Source organism: Thermopolyspora sp. NPDC052614 (assembly GCF_040678635.1).
GTDB lineage: Bacteria > Actinomycetota > Actinomycetes > Streptosporangiales > Streptosporangiaceae > Thermopolyspora.
Map to the genome: position 1 here is coordinate 451,923 of NZ_JBFATZ010000003.1, position 14,303 is coordinate 466,225.

At 73.6% G+C, this 14,303-nt stretch carries 14 protein-coding genes; 6 read left to right on the top strand and 8 right to left on the bottom strand.

Annotated elements, in window-relative coordinates; all coding sequences use genetic code 11:
- Nucleotides 1–19: 19 nt before the first annotated feature.
- The 5 genes from AB0K60_RS08650 to mtnB all read left to right on the top strand — a co-directional run bounded on the left by AB0K60_RS08650 (nucleotide 20) and on the right by mtnB (nucleotide 4,747).
- On the top strand, nucleotides 20–1,084 hold the full coding sequence (locus AB0K60_RS08650; protein WP_364050111.1) for a s-methyl-5-thioribose-1-phosphate isomerase: 1,065 nt from the start codon (nucleotides 20–22) through the stop codon (nucleotides 1,082–1,084).
- Nucleotides 1,081–2,040: a nucleoside hydrolase gene (locus tag AB0K60_RS08655; protein ID WP_364050113.1), complete on the top strand. Its 960-nt coding sequence runs from the start codon at nucleotides 1,081–1,083 to the stop codon at nucleotides 2,038–2,040. The genes AB0K60_RS08650 and AB0K60_RS08655 overlap by 4 nt, the downstream gene beginning before the upstream one ends.
- A complete protein-coding gene (gene mtnK, locus AB0K60_RS08660) occupies nucleotides 2,037–3,287 on the top strand; it encodes an S-methyl-5-thioribose kinase (RefSeq protein ID WP_364050115.1) in 1,251 nt (416 codons plus the stop codon). The genes AB0K60_RS08655 and mtnK overlap by 4 nt, the downstream gene beginning before the upstream one ends.
- A gap of 63 nt (nucleotides 3,288–3,350) precedes the next feature.
- On the top strand, nucleotides 3,351–4,067 hold the full coding sequence (mtnC, locus tag AB0K60_RS08665) for an acireductone synthase (protein WP_364050117.1): 717 nt from the start codon (nucleotides 3,351–3,353) through the stop codon (nucleotides 4,065–4,067).
- A complete protein-coding gene (gene mtnB / locus AB0K60_RS08670; RefSeq protein WP_364050119.1) occupies nucleotides 4,064–4,747 on the top strand; it encodes a methylthioribulose 1-phosphate dehydratase in 684 nt (227 codons plus the stop codon). The genes mtnC and mtnB overlap by 4 nt, the downstream gene beginning before the upstream one ends.
- Nucleotides 4,748–4,836: 89 nt before the next feature.
- On the opposite strand, the gene AB0K60_RS08675 is transcribed toward mtnB, so the two are convergent.
- From AB0K60_RS08675 to AB0K60_RS08685, 3 genes are read right to left on the bottom strand one after another with little or no spacing between them, the layout of a single operon-like run.
- A complete protein-coding gene (locus tag AB0K60_RS08675; protein WP_364050121.1) occupies nucleotides 4,837–5,889 on the bottom strand; it encodes an ABC transporter permease in 1,053 nt (350 codons plus the stop codon).
- Nucleotides 5,886–7,430: a sugar ABC transporter ATP-binding protein gene (locus tag AB0K60_RS08680; RefSeq protein ID WP_364050123.1), complete on the bottom strand. Its 1,545-nt coding sequence runs from the start codon at nucleotides 7,428–7,430 to the stop codon at nucleotides 5,886–5,888. The genes AB0K60_RS08675 and AB0K60_RS08680 overlap by 4 nt, the downstream gene beginning before the upstream one ends.
- 10 nt (nucleotides 7,431–7,440) lie before the next feature.
- Nucleotides 7,441–8,571 (bottom strand): substrate-binding domain-containing protein, encoded by a 1,131-nt coding sequence (locus tag AB0K60_RS08685; RefSeq protein WP_364050125.1) that lies wholly within the window; start codon nucleotides 8,569–8,571, stop codon nucleotides 7,441–7,443.
- Nucleotides 8,572–8,719: 148 nt separating this feature from the next.
- On the opposite strand from AB0K60_RS08685, the gene AB0K60_RS08690 reads away from it, so the two are divergent.
- Complete coding sequence (locus AB0K60_RS08690; protein WP_364050127.1) at nucleotides 8,720–9,310, top strand: cupin domain-containing protein; 591 nt, start codon at nucleotides 8,720–8,722, stop codon at nucleotides 9,308–9,310.
- Nucleotides 9,311–9,337: 27 nt separating this feature from the next.
- Here AB0K60_RS08690 and AB0K60_RS08695 read toward each other — a convergent pair whose 3' ends face one another.
- The 5 genes from AB0K60_RS08695 to AB0K60_RS08715 form a co-directional block, all read right to left on the bottom strand.
- Nucleotides 9,338–10,528, bottom strand: a complete 1,191-nt coding sequence (locus AB0K60_RS08695; RefSeq protein WP_364050129.1) for an acyl-CoA dehydrogenase family protein — start codon at nucleotides 10,526–10,528, stop codon at nucleotides 9,338–9,340.
- A gap of 95 nt (nucleotides 10,529–10,623) precedes the next feature.
- Complete coding sequence (locus AB0K60_RS08700; RefSeq protein WP_364050131.1) at nucleotides 10,624–11,532, bottom strand: alpha/beta hydrolase; 909 nt, start codon at nucleotides 11,530–11,532, stop codon at nucleotides 10,624–10,626.
- 129 nt (nucleotides 11,533–11,661) lie between these two features.
- Entirely contained in the window at nucleotides 11,662–12,381 is a 720-nt protein-coding gene (locus tag AB0K60_RS08705) for a GNAT family N-acetyltransferase (RefSeq protein ID WP_364050133.1), read from the bottom strand.
- A 100-nt stretch (nucleotides 12,382–12,481) separates the two neighbouring features.
- Nucleotides 12,482–13,402 (bottom strand): NADP-dependent oxidoreductase, encoded by a 921-nt coding sequence (locus AB0K60_RS08710; protein WP_364050135.1) that lies wholly within the window; start codon nucleotides 13,400–13,402, stop codon nucleotides 12,482–12,484.
- Between the two features lie 41 nt (nucleotides 13,403–13,443).
- Nucleotides 13,444–14,283, bottom strand: coding sequence for a DUF1684 domain-containing protein (locus AB0K60_RS08715; protein WP_364050137.1), 840 nt, complete (start codon nucleotides 14,281–14,283; stop codon nucleotides 13,444–13,446).
- Nucleotides 14,284–14,303: the final 20 nt, after the last annotated feature.

Below are 14,303 nucleotides of genomic sequence, written 5' to 3' on the forward strand. Positions count from 1 at the left end.
TGGCCATGAGGGGTCGGTCATGAGTACGGCAGACAGGGCCGGGCCCGTCCTGGCGGACTCGGTCCGGTTCGCGGGCGACGCCGTGGAGATCCTCGACCGGCGCGTCTACCCGTTCGAGGTCCGCTGGGTGCGGTGCGCCACCACCGAGGACGTCGCGGTCGCGATCGAGCGCATGGTGACGCAGAGCTCGGGCACGCTGTTCGCGGCGACGGCGGGCATGACGCTCGCGGGCCGCGAGGCCCGGCACGCCGGCCCCGGGGAGGCGGCGGAGCTGCTGCGGGCGGCCGGGCGGCGGCTGGTCGCGACCCGGCCGACCAACAATCACATCCGCGACGCCGTCCACGGCATCCTGGCGGCCACGGCCGACGGGCCGCTCGCCGACGCGCCCGGCGAGGAACTGGCCGAAGCGGTCGCGGCGGCGGCGTCCGCGCACGAGGCCGCCTACCACGCCCGCAGCGACGCGCTCGGCCGCCACGCCGCCACGCTGCTGGCGGACGGGGCGCGGGTGCTCACGCACTGCTGGGCCGACGCGTACCTGATCGCGACCGTGCGGGCGGCCGAGGACGCGGGCCTGCGGCTGTCGTTCGTGTGCACCGAGACGCGGCCGTACCTGCAGGGGGCGAGGCTCACCGCCGCCGCCCTGGTGGAGATGGGCTACCGGCCCACGGTGATCACCGACGGGATGGTCGCGGCGGCGCTCGCCGACGGCCTCGCCGACGTCGCGCTGGTCGCCGCCGACCGGGTGACGATGGACGGCCACGTGGTGAACAAGGTCGGCACGCTGGGGGTGGCGCTGGCCGCGCGGGAGTTCGGCGTGCCGTTCCACGCGCTCGTCCAGGCCCCCGATCCGCAGGCGCCCCGCCTGGAGGACGTGGTGATCGAGCACCGGGACGGCGACGAGGTGCTGCACGTGCTCGGGGTGCGCAGCGCCGCCGAGGGCACCCGCGGCTTCTACCCGGCCTTCGACGCGACGCCGCCGCGGCTGGTGACCCGGATCGTCACCGAGCGCGGCGTGTACGAGCCGTCCCAGGTGGCCCGGCACTTCGACGAGTCCCCCGAAGAACAGGAGCGCACCGCACGATGAGCACGACCCGCCGGATCGTCGTGGACACCGACACCGGCATCGACGACGCCCACACGCTGCTGTACCTCGCCGGCCGCGCCGACGCCGAGATCGTCGCCGTCACCTCGGTGTACGGCAACTGCGAGGAGGAGGACGCGGCACGCAACATCGGCTACGTCACCGGGCTCCTCGGCCTGGACGTGCCCGTCTTCCGCGGCGCGGGCAAACCCCTGGAAAGCGCGCCGCACATCGCCGGGTACGTGCACGGCCTCGACGGCCTCGGCGACCGCGGCTACCACCGGCCGCAGCCGCGCGACGGCGGCGAGCCCGCCGCCGAGGCGCTCGTCCGGCTGGCCCGCGAACGGCCCGGCGAGCTGGACCTGCTGGCGCTCGGCCCGCTCACCAACCTGGCGCTGGCGCTGCGCATCGACCCGGAGCTGTTCACCCGGTACCGCTCGGTGGTGCTCATGGGCGGCTCCGGCCCGTACCCGCCGCCGGGCACCCATCTCACCGTGGACGCCAACGTCAACAACGATCCGGCGGCGGCGCGGGCGGTGTTCTCCGCGCCGCGCGGCGAGCTGGTGATGGTCGGCGTGAACGTGACCTCCGTGACGCTCCTGCAGGAGCACGCCATCGCGGCGCTGCGCGCGGCCGGGACGCCGCGGGCGCGCCTCGCCTCCGAGATCCTCGACTCCTACCTGGACTTCTACCAGCACCACTGGGGTCGCCGGATCATCCCGCTGCACGACCCGCTCGCCGCCGGCGTCCTGCTCGACCCGGGGCTCGTCACCGCGTACGCCGTGGGTCCGGTGAACGTCGTCCGGCACGGCCCGCAGGCGCGGGCGCACCTGATGCGCACCGCCGACGGCCTGCCGCCGGCGTTTCGCTACGAGCCCGCGCCCCCCACCAAGGTGATCACCGCGGTGGACTCCGCCCGATTCGTCGCCGACTTCGTCGAGGTGCTGACCCGCCCATGACCAGCGACACGACCGCCTCCGGATACCCGGTGTACGCGCTGCTCGCGCCCGCCGACATCCCCGGCTACCTGCGTTCCCGCGACCTGCTCCCGCTGCTCGGCCTCCCGGACTCGGATTCGGCCGACGGCCTCACCGTGCGGGAGGTGAGCGACGGCAACCTCAACCGGATCTTCCTGGTACGCCGGGACCCGGACGTGCCCGGCCTCGCCGTCAAGCAGGCGCTGCCGTACGTGCGCGTGCACGGCGAGTCGTGGCCGCTCACGCCGTACCGGGCGGCGGCCGAGGCGCGGGCGTACGAGCACCTCGCCGCGATCGCGCCGGAGTTCACGCCCGCCTTCCACGGCTACGACCCGGGCACGTTCACGCTGGTCCTTGAGGACGTCGGCGACCTGCGGGTGCTGCGCGGCGCCACGGTCGAGGGGGCGTCGCCCGGCGAGGTCGGGCGCGGCATCGGGGTCTTCGTGGCCCGGCTGGCGTTCGCCACGTCCGACTTCGGCATGCCGTCGCAGGATCGCAAGCGGCTCATCGCCGAGTCGGTCAACCCCGAGCTGTGCGAACTCACCGAGGCCATGATCCTCGGCGAGCCGTACATCGAGCACGAGCACAACCGCAACCACCCGGCGATCGACCCGCTGGTGAAGGAGCTGCGGGCGGACGCCGAGCTGCGGCGCGAGATCGGCCTGCTGCGGCACGTCTTCATGACCAAGGCCGAGGCGCTGCTCCACGGCGACCTGCACTCGGGCAGCATCATGGTCGGCGGGCCGGAGGGGAACGGGCGGATCGCCGTCATCGACCCGGAGTTCTCGTTCGTCGGGCCGATCGGGTTCGATCTGGGGCTGTTCTGGGCGAACGCGTTCATCGCGGCGATCCGGGCCGACGTGCTCGGCGATCCGGCGCTCGCGGCCGAGCACGTCGCCCAGGTGGGGCTGAGCTGGGAGGCGTTCACCGGTGAGTTCCGGCGGCTGTGGCCGTCCCGGGTGGATCGGATCTTCGACGACGGCTTCCTTGAGGTGTTCCTCGACGGGGTGTGGCGCGACGGGCTCGGGTTCGCGGGCGGGGAGGCGATGCGCCGCGTCATCGGCTACGCGCATGTGCCCGACATCGACGGCCTGCCGGATCCGGAGCAGGGGCGGGCCGCCGCCCGGGTGGCGCGCCTGTCCCGCGCCCTGATCGTACGGCGCCGCGACCTCGACACCCCCGGCGACGTGACCGCTCTGGCCCTGGGCGACGGGGAGCCGGGCGCGTGATCGCCGCGCGAACATCGGGCAGGACGAATACGTGCCGAACGCGAGAACTGTGAAGGTGAGGACATGGTCGAGGTGACGGCCTCCTGGGTGGTGCTGGACATCGAGGGGACGACGAGCTCCACCAGCTCGGTGCACGTGGGCCTGTACGCGTATGCCCGGCCCCGCCTCGGGCCGTTCATCGAGGCGAACGCCGACGACGCCGAAGTGCGCGAGGCGGTGGCCCGGATCCGCGAGGAGGGGGGCCTGCCCGAGGACGCGCCCGTCGCCGACCTGGTGGCGGTCCTGCACACGTGGATGGACGGCGACGTCAAGGCGACGCCGCTGAAGACGCTGCAGGGGCGCATTTGGGCGGCCGGGTTCGCGGCGGGCGAGCTCACCGCGCACTTCTTTCCGGACGTGCCGCCCGCGCTGCGGGCCTGGCGGGAGCGGGGGCCGCGGCTGGCCGTGTTCTCGTCCGGGGCGGTCTCCAGCCAGCGGCCGTGGTTCGCGCACAGCGACGCGGGCGATCTGTCGGTGCTGATCGACCGGCACTTCGACACCGTGAACGCGGGGCCGAAGAAGGAGGCGGACTCCTACCGCCGCATCGCCGACGCGCTCGGCACGCCGCCCGATCGGCTGCTGTTCCTCTCCGACGTACCGGCCGAACTCGACGCCGCCGCCGCGGCGGGCTGGAACACGGTGGGGGTGCGCCGCCCCGGCGAGCCGAGCGAGCACGCCGACTTCGGCCCGCACGCCACGATCGCGACCTTCGACGAGCTGACCCTGAAGGATGCGTCATGACCCAGCACACCCCCGCCGTCTCAGCCACCCCGGACGCGCCCACCCCGGACAAGGCCGCGCCGGACGGCCTCACCGCCGACCGCGTCCTCGCGGCGGGCGCGCGGCTCGCCGCCGAGTCGGCCCGGTTCACCGGGTTCGGCTGGATGCGCGGCACCTCGGGCAACCTGTCGGAGGTGCTCACCCGCGACCCGCTGCGGCTCACCGTCACCGCCAGCGGCCTCGACAAGGGCGAACTGTCCCCCTCCGACGTGGCCGTGGTCGACTCCGGCGGCGCGCCCGTCCCGGTCGAGGGCGTCGCGCCGCTGCGGCCGTCGGCCGAGGCCGGGCTGCACGCCCGCGTGGCGGCGGTGGCGGGCGCGGGCGCGGTCGTCCACGTCCACGCGCTCAACGCCGTGATCGCCGGGCACCGCTGGCCCGGCGGCGTACACCTGCGGGACATCGAGACCCTCAAGGGCATCGGCCGCGAGGCGCACGACGACGAGGTGATCATCCCGGTCATCCCCAACAGCCAGGACATGACCGAGCTCGGCGACCGCTTCGAGGAGGTCTTCGACCCCCGCACCCCGGCGTTCATCGTCGCCTCCCACGGCCTGTACGCCTGGGGCACCGACCTGGTCCACGCCCGCCACGTCACCGAATGCGTGGAATGGCTGCTGGCCTACGCCGTCGCCACGGCCTGAGCCGTTCTCTTCCCCGGCTCAGGCTTGAGCCGCGACCGGCGGCCTGAGATGTGCACCCCGCGCGGGCGCCGGCGCCTGCGCTGCTTCGGCTACGTGGTGTTCCGCTCCCGGCGGCCGGGCGTGAGGGTGTAGCTCACGATGAGCGAGCCGACCAGCAGTGCGCCCTGCACGAAGGTCTGTGCGTAGTACGGGGCGTTGAGCATGGTCATGCCGTTGATCATGATGCCGATGAAGAGGGCGCCGATGAGCGTGCCGAGGGCGTTGGGGCGGTTCGCGCCGAGCACCGCGAAGCCGATGAGGGCGGCGGCGACCGACTGCAGGAGGTAGGGGTCGCCCGCGCCCACGTCGCCGCGGCCGAGCCGGGCCGACAGCAGGATGCCGCCCACGGCCGCGCACAGGCCCGAGATCACGTACGCCAGCGCGCGGTAGCGCTCCACCCGGATGCCCGCGAGCCGGGCCGCCCGCGCGTTGCCGCCGATGGCGTACAGGGCGCGGCCCCAACGGGTGTGGTTGAGGAACACGTACGCCGCCGCGGCGAGCAGCAGCATCACGATGACGGGGACGGGCACCGAGGCGATCGTGCCAGAGCCGAGCCAGACGAAGTCGGCCGTATAGCGGCCCGGGGCGGGCGCGCCGTCGACCGTCATGCCGGCCGACACCGACTGGCCCGAGGTGATGATCAGCGCGAGGCCCTGGAACAGGAACATCGTGCCGAGCGTGGCCACCAGGTCGGGGACCCGGCAGACCACGGTGAGCAGCACGTTGACGCCCGCGACGAGCAGGCCCGCGAGCAGGCCGGTGAGGATCGCGGTGCCGCCCGTCAGGTTGAACCTGACCATGGTGAGGGCGGTCACCATGACGACGAAGCTCACGTTCGCGCCCGCCGACAGGTCGAATCCGCCGGTGGCCATCGACACGGTGACGCCCAGCGCCACGACGGCGACGATCGCCACCGACTGCAGCACGATCAGGGCGTTGGCGTAGGTGCCGAAGGCGGGCCGTACCAGGGCGAAGACCGCCACCATGGCGACGAGCACGGCGACGAGCCCATACCGGTAGCCCAGCCGGGCGGCGCGCTCCCCGATCGGCCGCGCGGCGACCTCCGCCACCGGACGGGCCGTCTTCGCCCGAATCGCCATCATCGTTCCGCTCCCCCCGCCATCAGCGCCGCCAGCCGCTCGGCCGTCACGTCCCCCGCCCGAAGCTCCCCCGCTCGAAGCTCCCCCGCCGGTCCGCCGTCGTGCAGGACCAGGACGCGGTCGGCCACGTCGAGCACCTCCTGCGGGTCGGAGGACGCGACGATCACGGCCATCTCCGTCGCCCGTTCGCGCAGCACGCGGCCGATGTCCGCGCGGGCGCCGACGTCGACGCCGCGGAACGGCTCGTCGAGCAGGAGCAGGCGGGGCTCGCCCTCCAGCCAGCGTCCGACGACGACCTTCTGCTGGTTGCCGCCCGAGAGCGCCTCGATCGGGGCCTCGGGGCCGGGCCCGCGCACGCCGAACAGGTCGATGACGCGCCCGGCGGCGCGCGTCTCGGAGCGGCGGGACAGCAGACCCGCCCGGCCGTGGGCGCGCAGCCGGGGCAGCGTGACGTGCGCGCGGACCGACCAGGCGGGCACCATGGCCTGGGCGGCGCGTTCCTCCGCGACCAGGGCGACGCCGTTCGCGATCGCCTCGCGGGGGTCGCGGGGCCGGTACGGCTCGCCGTCGAGCAGCAGGCGGCCCGACAGCAGGGGTCGCGCGCCGTACACCTGCTCAAGCAGTTCGCTCTTGCCCGCGCCGACCAGGCCGGTGACGCCGAGGATCTCGCCCGCGCGGACGGTCAGATCGAACGGCTCCGCCCCGGGGCGGGTGCGGATCCCCGAGGCCGTGAGCCGCACCGCGCCCGTGGCCGCCCGCGCTCCGGCGGGCGCGCCGCGTGCCGCGAAGTCGTCGCCGAGCATGGCCTCGACGAGACGCCGGGGATCCACCGGGGCGGTGAACGTCCGCTGGATGACGCCGTCGCGCAGCACGGCCACCCGGTCGCACAGGTCACGGATCTCGCTCAGCCGGTGGGAGACGTACAGGACCGCGATGCCGTCGGCGGCCATGGCGCGCACGGCGGCGAGGAGCGCCTCGGTCTCGGTGGCCGACAGGGTCGAGGTGGGCTCGTCGAGGATGAGCAGGTCGGGACGCCGGGACAGGGCGCGGGCGATGACGATGCGCTGGCGCAGGGCGGCCGAGAGGGTCTCGACGGGGGCGTCCAGCGGCACGTCGAGCCCGGCGGCCTCGGCGACGGCGCGGGCCGCGTCGCGGGTGCGGGCGCGGGTGACGAAACGGCCGGGGCCGCGGCGGGCGAGCGCGTCGAGGGTGAGGTTCTCGGCGACGGAGACTCCGAAGACGACGCCGTCGTCGATGTTCTGGTGGACGGTCTGGATGCCCGCGTTCTGGGCGTCGAGCGGGTTCGACGGTTCGAGGCGTCGGCCGCGCAGCCGCAGTTCGCCGGCGGTGGGACGGGTGACGCCCGACAGCACCTTGATGAGGGTGGACTTGCCCGCGCCGTTGGTGCCGATCAGGCCGAAGATCTCGCCCGGCCGGATCTCGAGGGTGACGTCGCGCAGCGCCGTGGTGGCGCCGTACCGCTTGGACACCCCCGAGACCGACACCACCGCCGGGCCCGCCGCCGTCCCGGCGGTCGTGCTCATGACGTCGCGGTCATGACGCGGGGGCCCAGGGCACCCTCGCCACGTCCGGGGTCGTCAGCGCGGGGATCGCCGCGACGAGCTGCTCGACGTTGGCGATCCCGCCGTCGAGCAGCGTCTGCCGGGTGATGAGCGCGGGCGGCACGTTGAGCGCCTTGTCCACCTGCTCCTTCGCGACCAGCAGCGCGGCGGCCCGTACGGCGACGCGCCCCACGTTGGAGGGGTCCGTGGCGACGGTGGCCACCCACGGGCTGCCCTCCTCGGCCATCACGCCGATGTCGGCGGTGGAGATGTCCGCGCCGTACACCTTGACCTTGTCCTTCAGGCCCAGCTCCTTGATCGCGAGCACGGCGCCCTTGGCGAACTCGTCGTACGGGGCGAAGATCGCCTTGACGTTCGGGTTGGCCTGGAGGGCCGCCTTCGCCTGGTCGGCGACGGCCGAGGCGGTGGAGTTGTTGACCACACCGATCTGGGCGACCTGCTTGATGCCGGGGTTGTCCTTCTTGAACTGCTCCCAGGTCTCGTTGCGGCGATCCAGCGGCGCGAAGCCCGCCACGTACACGTAGATGACCTCGCCGGCACCGCCGGTGTCGGCCTTCAGCACGTCCAGGGCCTTGGCGGCGATCTGGTGGTCGTCCTGGCCGATGACGACGGCCTCGGGCGTGCCGGGATCGACGTCGAAGGCGACCAGCGGAATGCCCGCCGCGGCGGCCTTCTTGATCGCGGGCTGGATCGTGTCGGCGAAGCCGTGGTCGACGATGATCGCGTCGGCCTTCTGGTTGACGGCCTGTTCGAGGTTGAGCGCCTGCTTGTCGTTGTTGCCGTCGCCGCTGGAGACGTCGAGCTTCACATTGAGCGACTTCGCCTCGGCCTGCGCGCCCGCCAGCCACTGCTCGAAGTAGTCGCCGGACGAGAGCTGGCGCACCAGGGCGATGGTCACCTCGCCGTTCGCGAACTCGGGCGGCGCGGAGCGGGTGGCCGCGGGGGCGGCGCTCCCGATGGTCCCAGTGGACGCCGTGGTCGCGGGGGCGGCGCTCGCGGACGTCCCGCCGGCCGGCGCTCCCTGGGAACATCCGGCGAGCGCGACGGCCGCGATCGTGCCGGCGAGGACGCCGAGGAGGGAGCGGGTTTTTCTCATGGTCATCACGTCGTTCTTGGAGATCGTCTTTGGCGAGGAGCCGCAGGGGTGCGCATGACATGACGGATGATAGGCGGCATATCGGGTCATGTCTATATTTCCGATTTGGAAACTATGATTTGCCCAGCGAGCTGCCGCGACGCACAATCGACCCATGACATATCTCACCGTTTACACCGATTCGGACGCTCCGGAGACCCTGCTGGAGACCGAGGACCTCGACGAGATCGACGCCGCCCTCAAGGAGATCGACGTACGGCTCCGCCACTGGCCGGTGCTCGATGAGGACGCCGTCCCGCCCGACCAGGAGGGCGTTCTCGACGCCTACAAGGACGAGGTGGCGCGGATCGTCGCCGAGGAGGGGTACGTCTTCGTCGACGTCTCGTCGCTGCGCCGTACCGACGAGACCGACCAGGAGTGGGCGGCCAAGGCCGCCGAGGCGCGGCGGAAGTTCCTGTCCGAGCACACCCACGACGACGACGAGGTCCGCTTCTTCGTCAGCGGGACCGGCATCTTCTACCTGCACGTCAACGGCAAGGTGCACGCCGTGTTCTGCGAGGCCGGCGACCTGCTGAGCGTGCCCAAGGGCACCACGCACTGGTTCGACATGGGCACCGACCCCGCCTTCACCGCCATCCGCTTCTTCCACGACGACGACGGCTGGGTGGGGAACTTCACCGGCGACCCGATCTCCGAGCGCATCCCCGACTACGACGCCATCGCCGCCCGGCGCGCCGCCCGCTGACCGGCGGGCAGGTCGGCGGCCGGGACGTCAGCTGTACGGCCCCGGCGTGGGCAGCCCTCCGGTGAGCACGTGCTCGCCGATCTCCCGCAGCTTGTACGCCACGGGGTCGTGCAGCGTGTGCGTGCGGGCGTCCCGCCAGAAACGGTCGAGCCCCGTCGCTCGCGCCGTCGCCCGCGCGCCGGTCACCTCGAAGACCCGCGAGGTCACGTCGAGGACGGCGTGCTGGGCGACCACCTTGGCGGTCGAGATCGCCACCGCGGTCTCCCCGCGCTCCTCGGCCGACAGCTCGCGCCCCCGCGCCACGGCCGCGTCGAAGGCCGCGCGGGCGCGCCCGGCCAGCGCCTCCGCCGCCGCCGTCCGGCTCGCCAGCTCGCCGTACGTCTCCAGGATGTAGGGGTCCTCGGCCGCCGACTCGACCCCGCTCCCCGTCCACGGCCGGGTCTTCGTCCGGGTGTACTCGACCGCCGCCGTCAACGCGCCCCGCGCGATCCCGGCGTACAGGTGCACGAAGACGATCTGGAACGCGGGCACGACCAGGCTCTGGTACGGCGCCGCCGCGGCCTCGTTCGGCGGCACCGGCCCGACCACCCACTCGTCGGGCACCCGGACGCCGTCGAACTCCACGCTCCCGCTCGCCGACCGGCGTACCCCGATCGCGTCCCAGTCGTCGTTGTGCCGCACCCCCTCGGCGCGGCCGTCCACGACGAGCATGACCTTCCCGCCCTCCGGCGCGGCGCCGCTCACCACGATCCGGTCGGCGACCTGGGCGCCGGTGGCGAAGCCCTTGCGCCCGTGCACCCGGTACGCCCCGTCGTCGCGGGTGAGCGTGAGACCGGGATCGCGCGGGTTGCTGGCCCCGCCCCAGAACCACCCCTCCCGCGCCGTGCCGCGCGCCGCCCGCCGCGCCAGCTCGGCGTTGTCGTAGTGGGTGAGCCGCCACAGGTGCAGGTAGTGGTACCCGAGGAGCATCGCGGCGGACGCGTCCGCCCGCGCGATCAGCTCCACGGCCGCCAGCCCCTCGCTCCACGGGCGTCCGCCGCCGCCGAGGTCGCGCGGGACCAGCAGGCCGAGCAGACCCGACTCGCGCAGCAGCGCGACCTCCTCGACGGGGGCGGAACCGGCCGCGTCCCGCGCCGTGACGCCGTCGGCGAGTTCGGCGGCGACGGCACGCGCCGCGGCCTGCCATTCGCCGGTGGTGGCGCGCTCTGCGATCGTCATGGTGATCTTCCCTCTGAGAAAGTTCGGTGTTCCCGTAGGGAATTATGGTTTCAGACCGGCCGGGCGGACCCCGGCGGGGACCCCGGGTCGTGCCCTCACCGGTCCGCCGCGCGCAGATGGCCGAGGATGAGCTCGTTCACCTGCTCGGGGTTCTCCTGGTGCATCCAGTGTCCCGCGCCGGCGACGGTGTGCGAGCGCAGGTCGCGGAATCCGCGGGCGGCGCGCTCGGGCGGCATGAACCGGATGACCGGATCCTGGTCGGCGGTGATGAGCAGCGACGGCGCCTCGATGATCTGCCGGTCGCGGCGGGTCGCCTGCCGCCAGTTCTCGTCGATGTTGCGGTAGTAGTTGAGGCCGCCGCCGAAGCCCGTACGCTCGAACTCGCGGACGTACACGTCGAACACGTCGGCGGGAAGCCACGCGGGCGGCTCGGGCGGCTTACCGGGGTCCCGTTCGAAGGACGGCGGGTCGAAACGCCCCGAGAGCGCGGCGCTCAGGGTGTGGGCGACGTCGCGTTCGAGTATCGCCTCGGGGGCCTCGCGCTCCTGGAACCGCACCATGTAGAAGTCGTCGCCGAGCCGGTCGCGCAGGATCCGCGTGGGGGCGACCGGGGACGGCAGCGCGTACGGCACGCTGAGACCCGTCAGCGACAGGACGCGATCGGGATGCGTCACCCCCAGCGGCCAGACGGTGGCCGCGCCGAAGTCGTGCCCGACGAAGTGCGCCCGGTCGGCCCGCTCGTGGTCGAGCAGGCCGATCAGGTCCCCGCGGATGGTGTCGCCGTCGTAGTCGGCCACCGCTGCCGGGCGGGCGCTGCGCCCGTAGCCGCGCATGTCCGGGGCCACCACGCGGTATCCCGCCTCGACGAGGGCCGGAAGCTGGAGGCGCCAGGTGAGGGCCAGATCGGGGAAGCCGTGGGCCAGCACGACCAGGGGGCCCGAGCCCGCGGTCGTCACGGCGAGCTCGATGCCGTTCACCCGCCACGTGTCGTGCCTGACGTCCACCGGCCGCCCCCTTCTCGTCCCTGTCCCGCCCGGCCGGGCATCACGGGTGTGCCCGAGAGCGGCCCAGGGCACACCCGCGGGCGCGTCGCCGGGTCCCGACCGCGACCCCGACGCGGGACCCGGCGGCGGTCAGGCGATCGCGATGTCCGTGGGCACCCGCACGGCGCGGAAACGCACCCTGGCGCGCAGCGTGAAGCCCAGGGACTCGTACAGCCGGATCGCGTTGACGTTGGACGCCGCGGCGTGCAGGAACGGCGTGTCGCCGCGGGCCCGGATGCCGGCGGCGACGGCGAGCACGAGCCGGGTCGCCAGGCCCTGGTTGCGGAACTCCGGATCGGTGCAGACGGCGCTGATCTCGGTCCAGCCCGGCGGGCGCAGCCGCTCCCCGGCGATCGCCACCAGCCTGCCGGCGCGGCGGATGCCCAGGTAGTCGCCCATCTCGATGGTCCTCGGCAGGAACGGGCCCGGCTGGGTCCGCGCCACCAGGTCCAGCATCTCCGGCACGTCCTCCGCCCCCAGCCGTACGGCCTCGCCGTCGGGGACGGCGGCGACGCCGTCGTCGACCAGTTGCACCCCCGGGACCTCCGTCACCACCTCCCAGCCGGGAGGCGGGTCCGTCAGGCCGGGTCCCATGACGGTCGCGCCGGGGCCGACGAGCGCGGCGAGGTCGTCCCAGTCGGCCGGCTTCGGCTCCGGCGGCAACGCCAGGAACGGGGAGACGTCCACCGGATAGCGCACCACGTCGCCCTTCCGCTCGGCGAAACGCGCGTGCGGGCCGGTGAGCGACGTCCAGGCGGGATGGTCCAGCGGGTGGAAGGCGGCGCCCTGCCCGCCTTCCCGCTCGCTCACGCCGCCCTCGTCAACGGCGTGCCGCCGACGCGGGTCTTCCTCTTTTCGTTCCTCTTCCCGGCGGTGCGCCCGGCACCGCCGAAACCGTTCGGCCGTCTCGTCACCCGCTCACCTCTATCACGATCTTGCCTCGGGCGTGGCCGTCCTCGACCTTGCGCAGCGCCTCCCCCGCCCGGTCCAGCGGGAACGTCTCGGTCACGTACGGCCGCAGCACGCCCTCCACGACCAGGCGCGCCACCGCGTCGAGCACGGCACGGTCGCGGGCCCGCCGTACGGGGGAGCCGCCGAGTTTGGCCACCGTCTGGCGGTCGGCGGCGGTGATCAGCTTGCCCGGGTCCTCCAGAACCTCCGCGACCTCCTCAAGCGCGGCCCCGCCGACGAGGTCGTAGACGGCGTCGACGCCGCCCGGCGCGGCGGCCCGCACCCGGTCCGCGACGCCCGTCCCCGGCTCGACGTACGTCACGCCGAGGCCCTCGACGAAGTCCTTTTTGCCGACGCTCGCGGTGCCGATCACCTTGAGCCCCTCGTGCAGCGCGATCTGCGCCGCGGCCACGCCGACGCCGCCGCCCACGCCCGTGATCAGCAGGGTGGCGCCGGGCGGCAGCTCCAGCTGCCGGATGCCGTCCCAGGCGGTCGCCGCCGCGACCGGCAGGGTCGCCGCGTCGGCGAACGACACCTCGGCGGGCTTGTGCGCGGTCAGCTCGGCCGGGAGCAGGGTGTACTCGGCGTAGCCGCCGGTGGTCGGGTTGCCGAAGACCGCGTCGCCGGGATTGAACCAGGTGACGCCCTCACCGACCTCCTCGACCACTCCGGAGACCTCACTGCCGAACACCGCCGGCAGCTCGATCGGCGGCGCGCCCACGGGGGCGTAGCCCACACGCCGCTTCCAGTCGACGGGGTTGACCCCGGCCGCCCGCACCGCGACGAGCACCTGCCCGGGACCGGGCACCGGCCGCTCGACGTCGGCCAACGCCTCCACCTCCGGGCCGCCGTGCCGGTCGAATACGTATGCCTTCGGCATCTATCTCTCCAATTCGTACGATTGCGACGACTTGGGTGCCGTCAGTGCTGCTCGTGGGGGATCTTCTCGCCCGCCTCGATGGCCACCGGCAGCCGGTTCTCCTCCGGCGGAAGCGGGCAGGTGGCGAACTCGGTGTAGGCGCACGGCAGGTTGACCGCCCGGTTGAAGTCGACGACCACCCGTCCGTCGGCGTCGGGCGCGCCCAGGCTGAGGCTGCGGTTGGCGGGGTAGGTGGTCACGCCGGAGGTCTCGTCGAGGAACAGGGCCAGCAGGGTTCCCGGCACGTGGCCGGGGAACACCGTGAGGCTCAGTTGCCGGCCGTCCAGCTCGAAGTCCACCCGCCCGGGCGCGTCGTACACGTGCTGCAGCCCTTCCACGGCCGCGCCCACGGTCGTCGGCCGGGGCTCGTCGAAGGGCACGTAGCGGCCCGTGACCGCCCAGCGCGGGTGCGGCGGGAAGGTCGGGGTTCCCGTGTACGCGGTGCGGGTGGGGTGGTCGGGGTGGCGTGGCCGGACGATGTCGTGGCCGCCCCGCTTGGCCACCTCGATCACCGCGTCGCCCCAGACGGCGTTGATCCCGCCGCGCTCGGGGATGACGCCGAAGACGTACCGGCCGCTGACCGTCTCGCCGTCCACGACCAGTTCCTCGCCGGGGCCGAGGGTCACGACGACGCCCTCCTCGCCGGTGGACCACTCGCCGGGCGCGCCGGGCACCCGCTGCGGTTCGCCGGTCAGCCAGTGCAGGCCCGTGACGGCGAGGAAGCCGTGCCGGTCGGCGCGCTGCGACTCGTGCCGCTCGTGCCATTCGCGCCACTCTCGGGCGAACTCGTCGATCTCGTCGGCGGTGGGGGCGGGGGCGAGGTCGGGGGCGTGTGTCGTCATTCCTGCTCCTTAAGGATCGG

What these genes read in the sequence shown, in the direction of transcription:
- AB0K60_RS08650 (WP_364050111.1), top strand. Translation starts at nt 20, where the DNA reads ATGAGTACGGCAGACAGGGCCGGGCCCGTCCTGGCGGACTCGGTCCGG.
- AB0K60_RS08655 (WP_364050113.1), top strand. Translation starts at nt 1,081, where the DNA reads ATGAGCACGACCCGCCGGATCGTCGTGGACACCGACACCGGCATCGAC.
- mtnK (WP_364050115.1), top strand. Translation starts at nt 2,037, where the DNA reads ATGACCAGCGACACGACCGCCTCCGGATACCCGGTGTACGCGCTGCTC.
- mtnC (WP_364050117.1), top strand. Translation starts at nt 3,351, where the DNA reads ATGGTCGAGGTGACGGCCTCCTGGGTGGTGCTGGACATCGAGGGGACG.
- mtnB (WP_364050119.1), top strand. Translation starts at nt 4,064, where the DNA reads ATGACCCAGCACACCCCCGCCGTCTCAGCCACCCCGGACGCGCCCACC.
- AB0K60_RS08675 (WP_364050121.1), bottom strand. Translation starts at nt 5,889, where the DNA reads ATGATGGCGATTCGGGCGAAGACGGCCCGTCCGGTGGCGGAGGTCGCC.
- AB0K60_RS08680 (WP_364050123.1), bottom strand. Translation starts at nt 7,430, where the DNA reads ATGAGCACGACCGCCGGGACGGCGGCGGGCCCGGCGGTGGTGTCGGTC.
- AB0K60_RS08685 (WP_364050125.1), bottom strand. Translation starts at nt 8,571, where the DNA reads ATGACCATGAGAAAAACCCGCTCCCTCCTCGGCGTCCTCGCCGGCACG.
- AB0K60_RS08690 (WP_364050127.1), top strand. Translation starts at nt 8,720, where the DNA reads ATGACATATCTCACCGTTTACACCGATTCGGACGCTCCGGAGACCCTG.
- AB0K60_RS08695 (WP_364050129.1), bottom strand. Translation starts at nt 10,528, where the DNA reads ATGACGATCGCAGAGCGCGCCACCACCGGCGAATGGCAGGCCGCGGCG.
- AB0K60_RS08710 (WP_364050135.1), bottom strand. Translation starts at nt 13,402, where the DNA reads ATGCCGAAGGCATACGTATTCGACCGGCACGGCGGCCCGGAGGTGGAG.
- AB0K60_RS08715 (WP_364050137.1), bottom strand. Translation starts at nt 14,283, where the DNA reads ATGACGACACACGCCCCCGACCTCGCCCCCGCCCCCACCGCCGACGAG.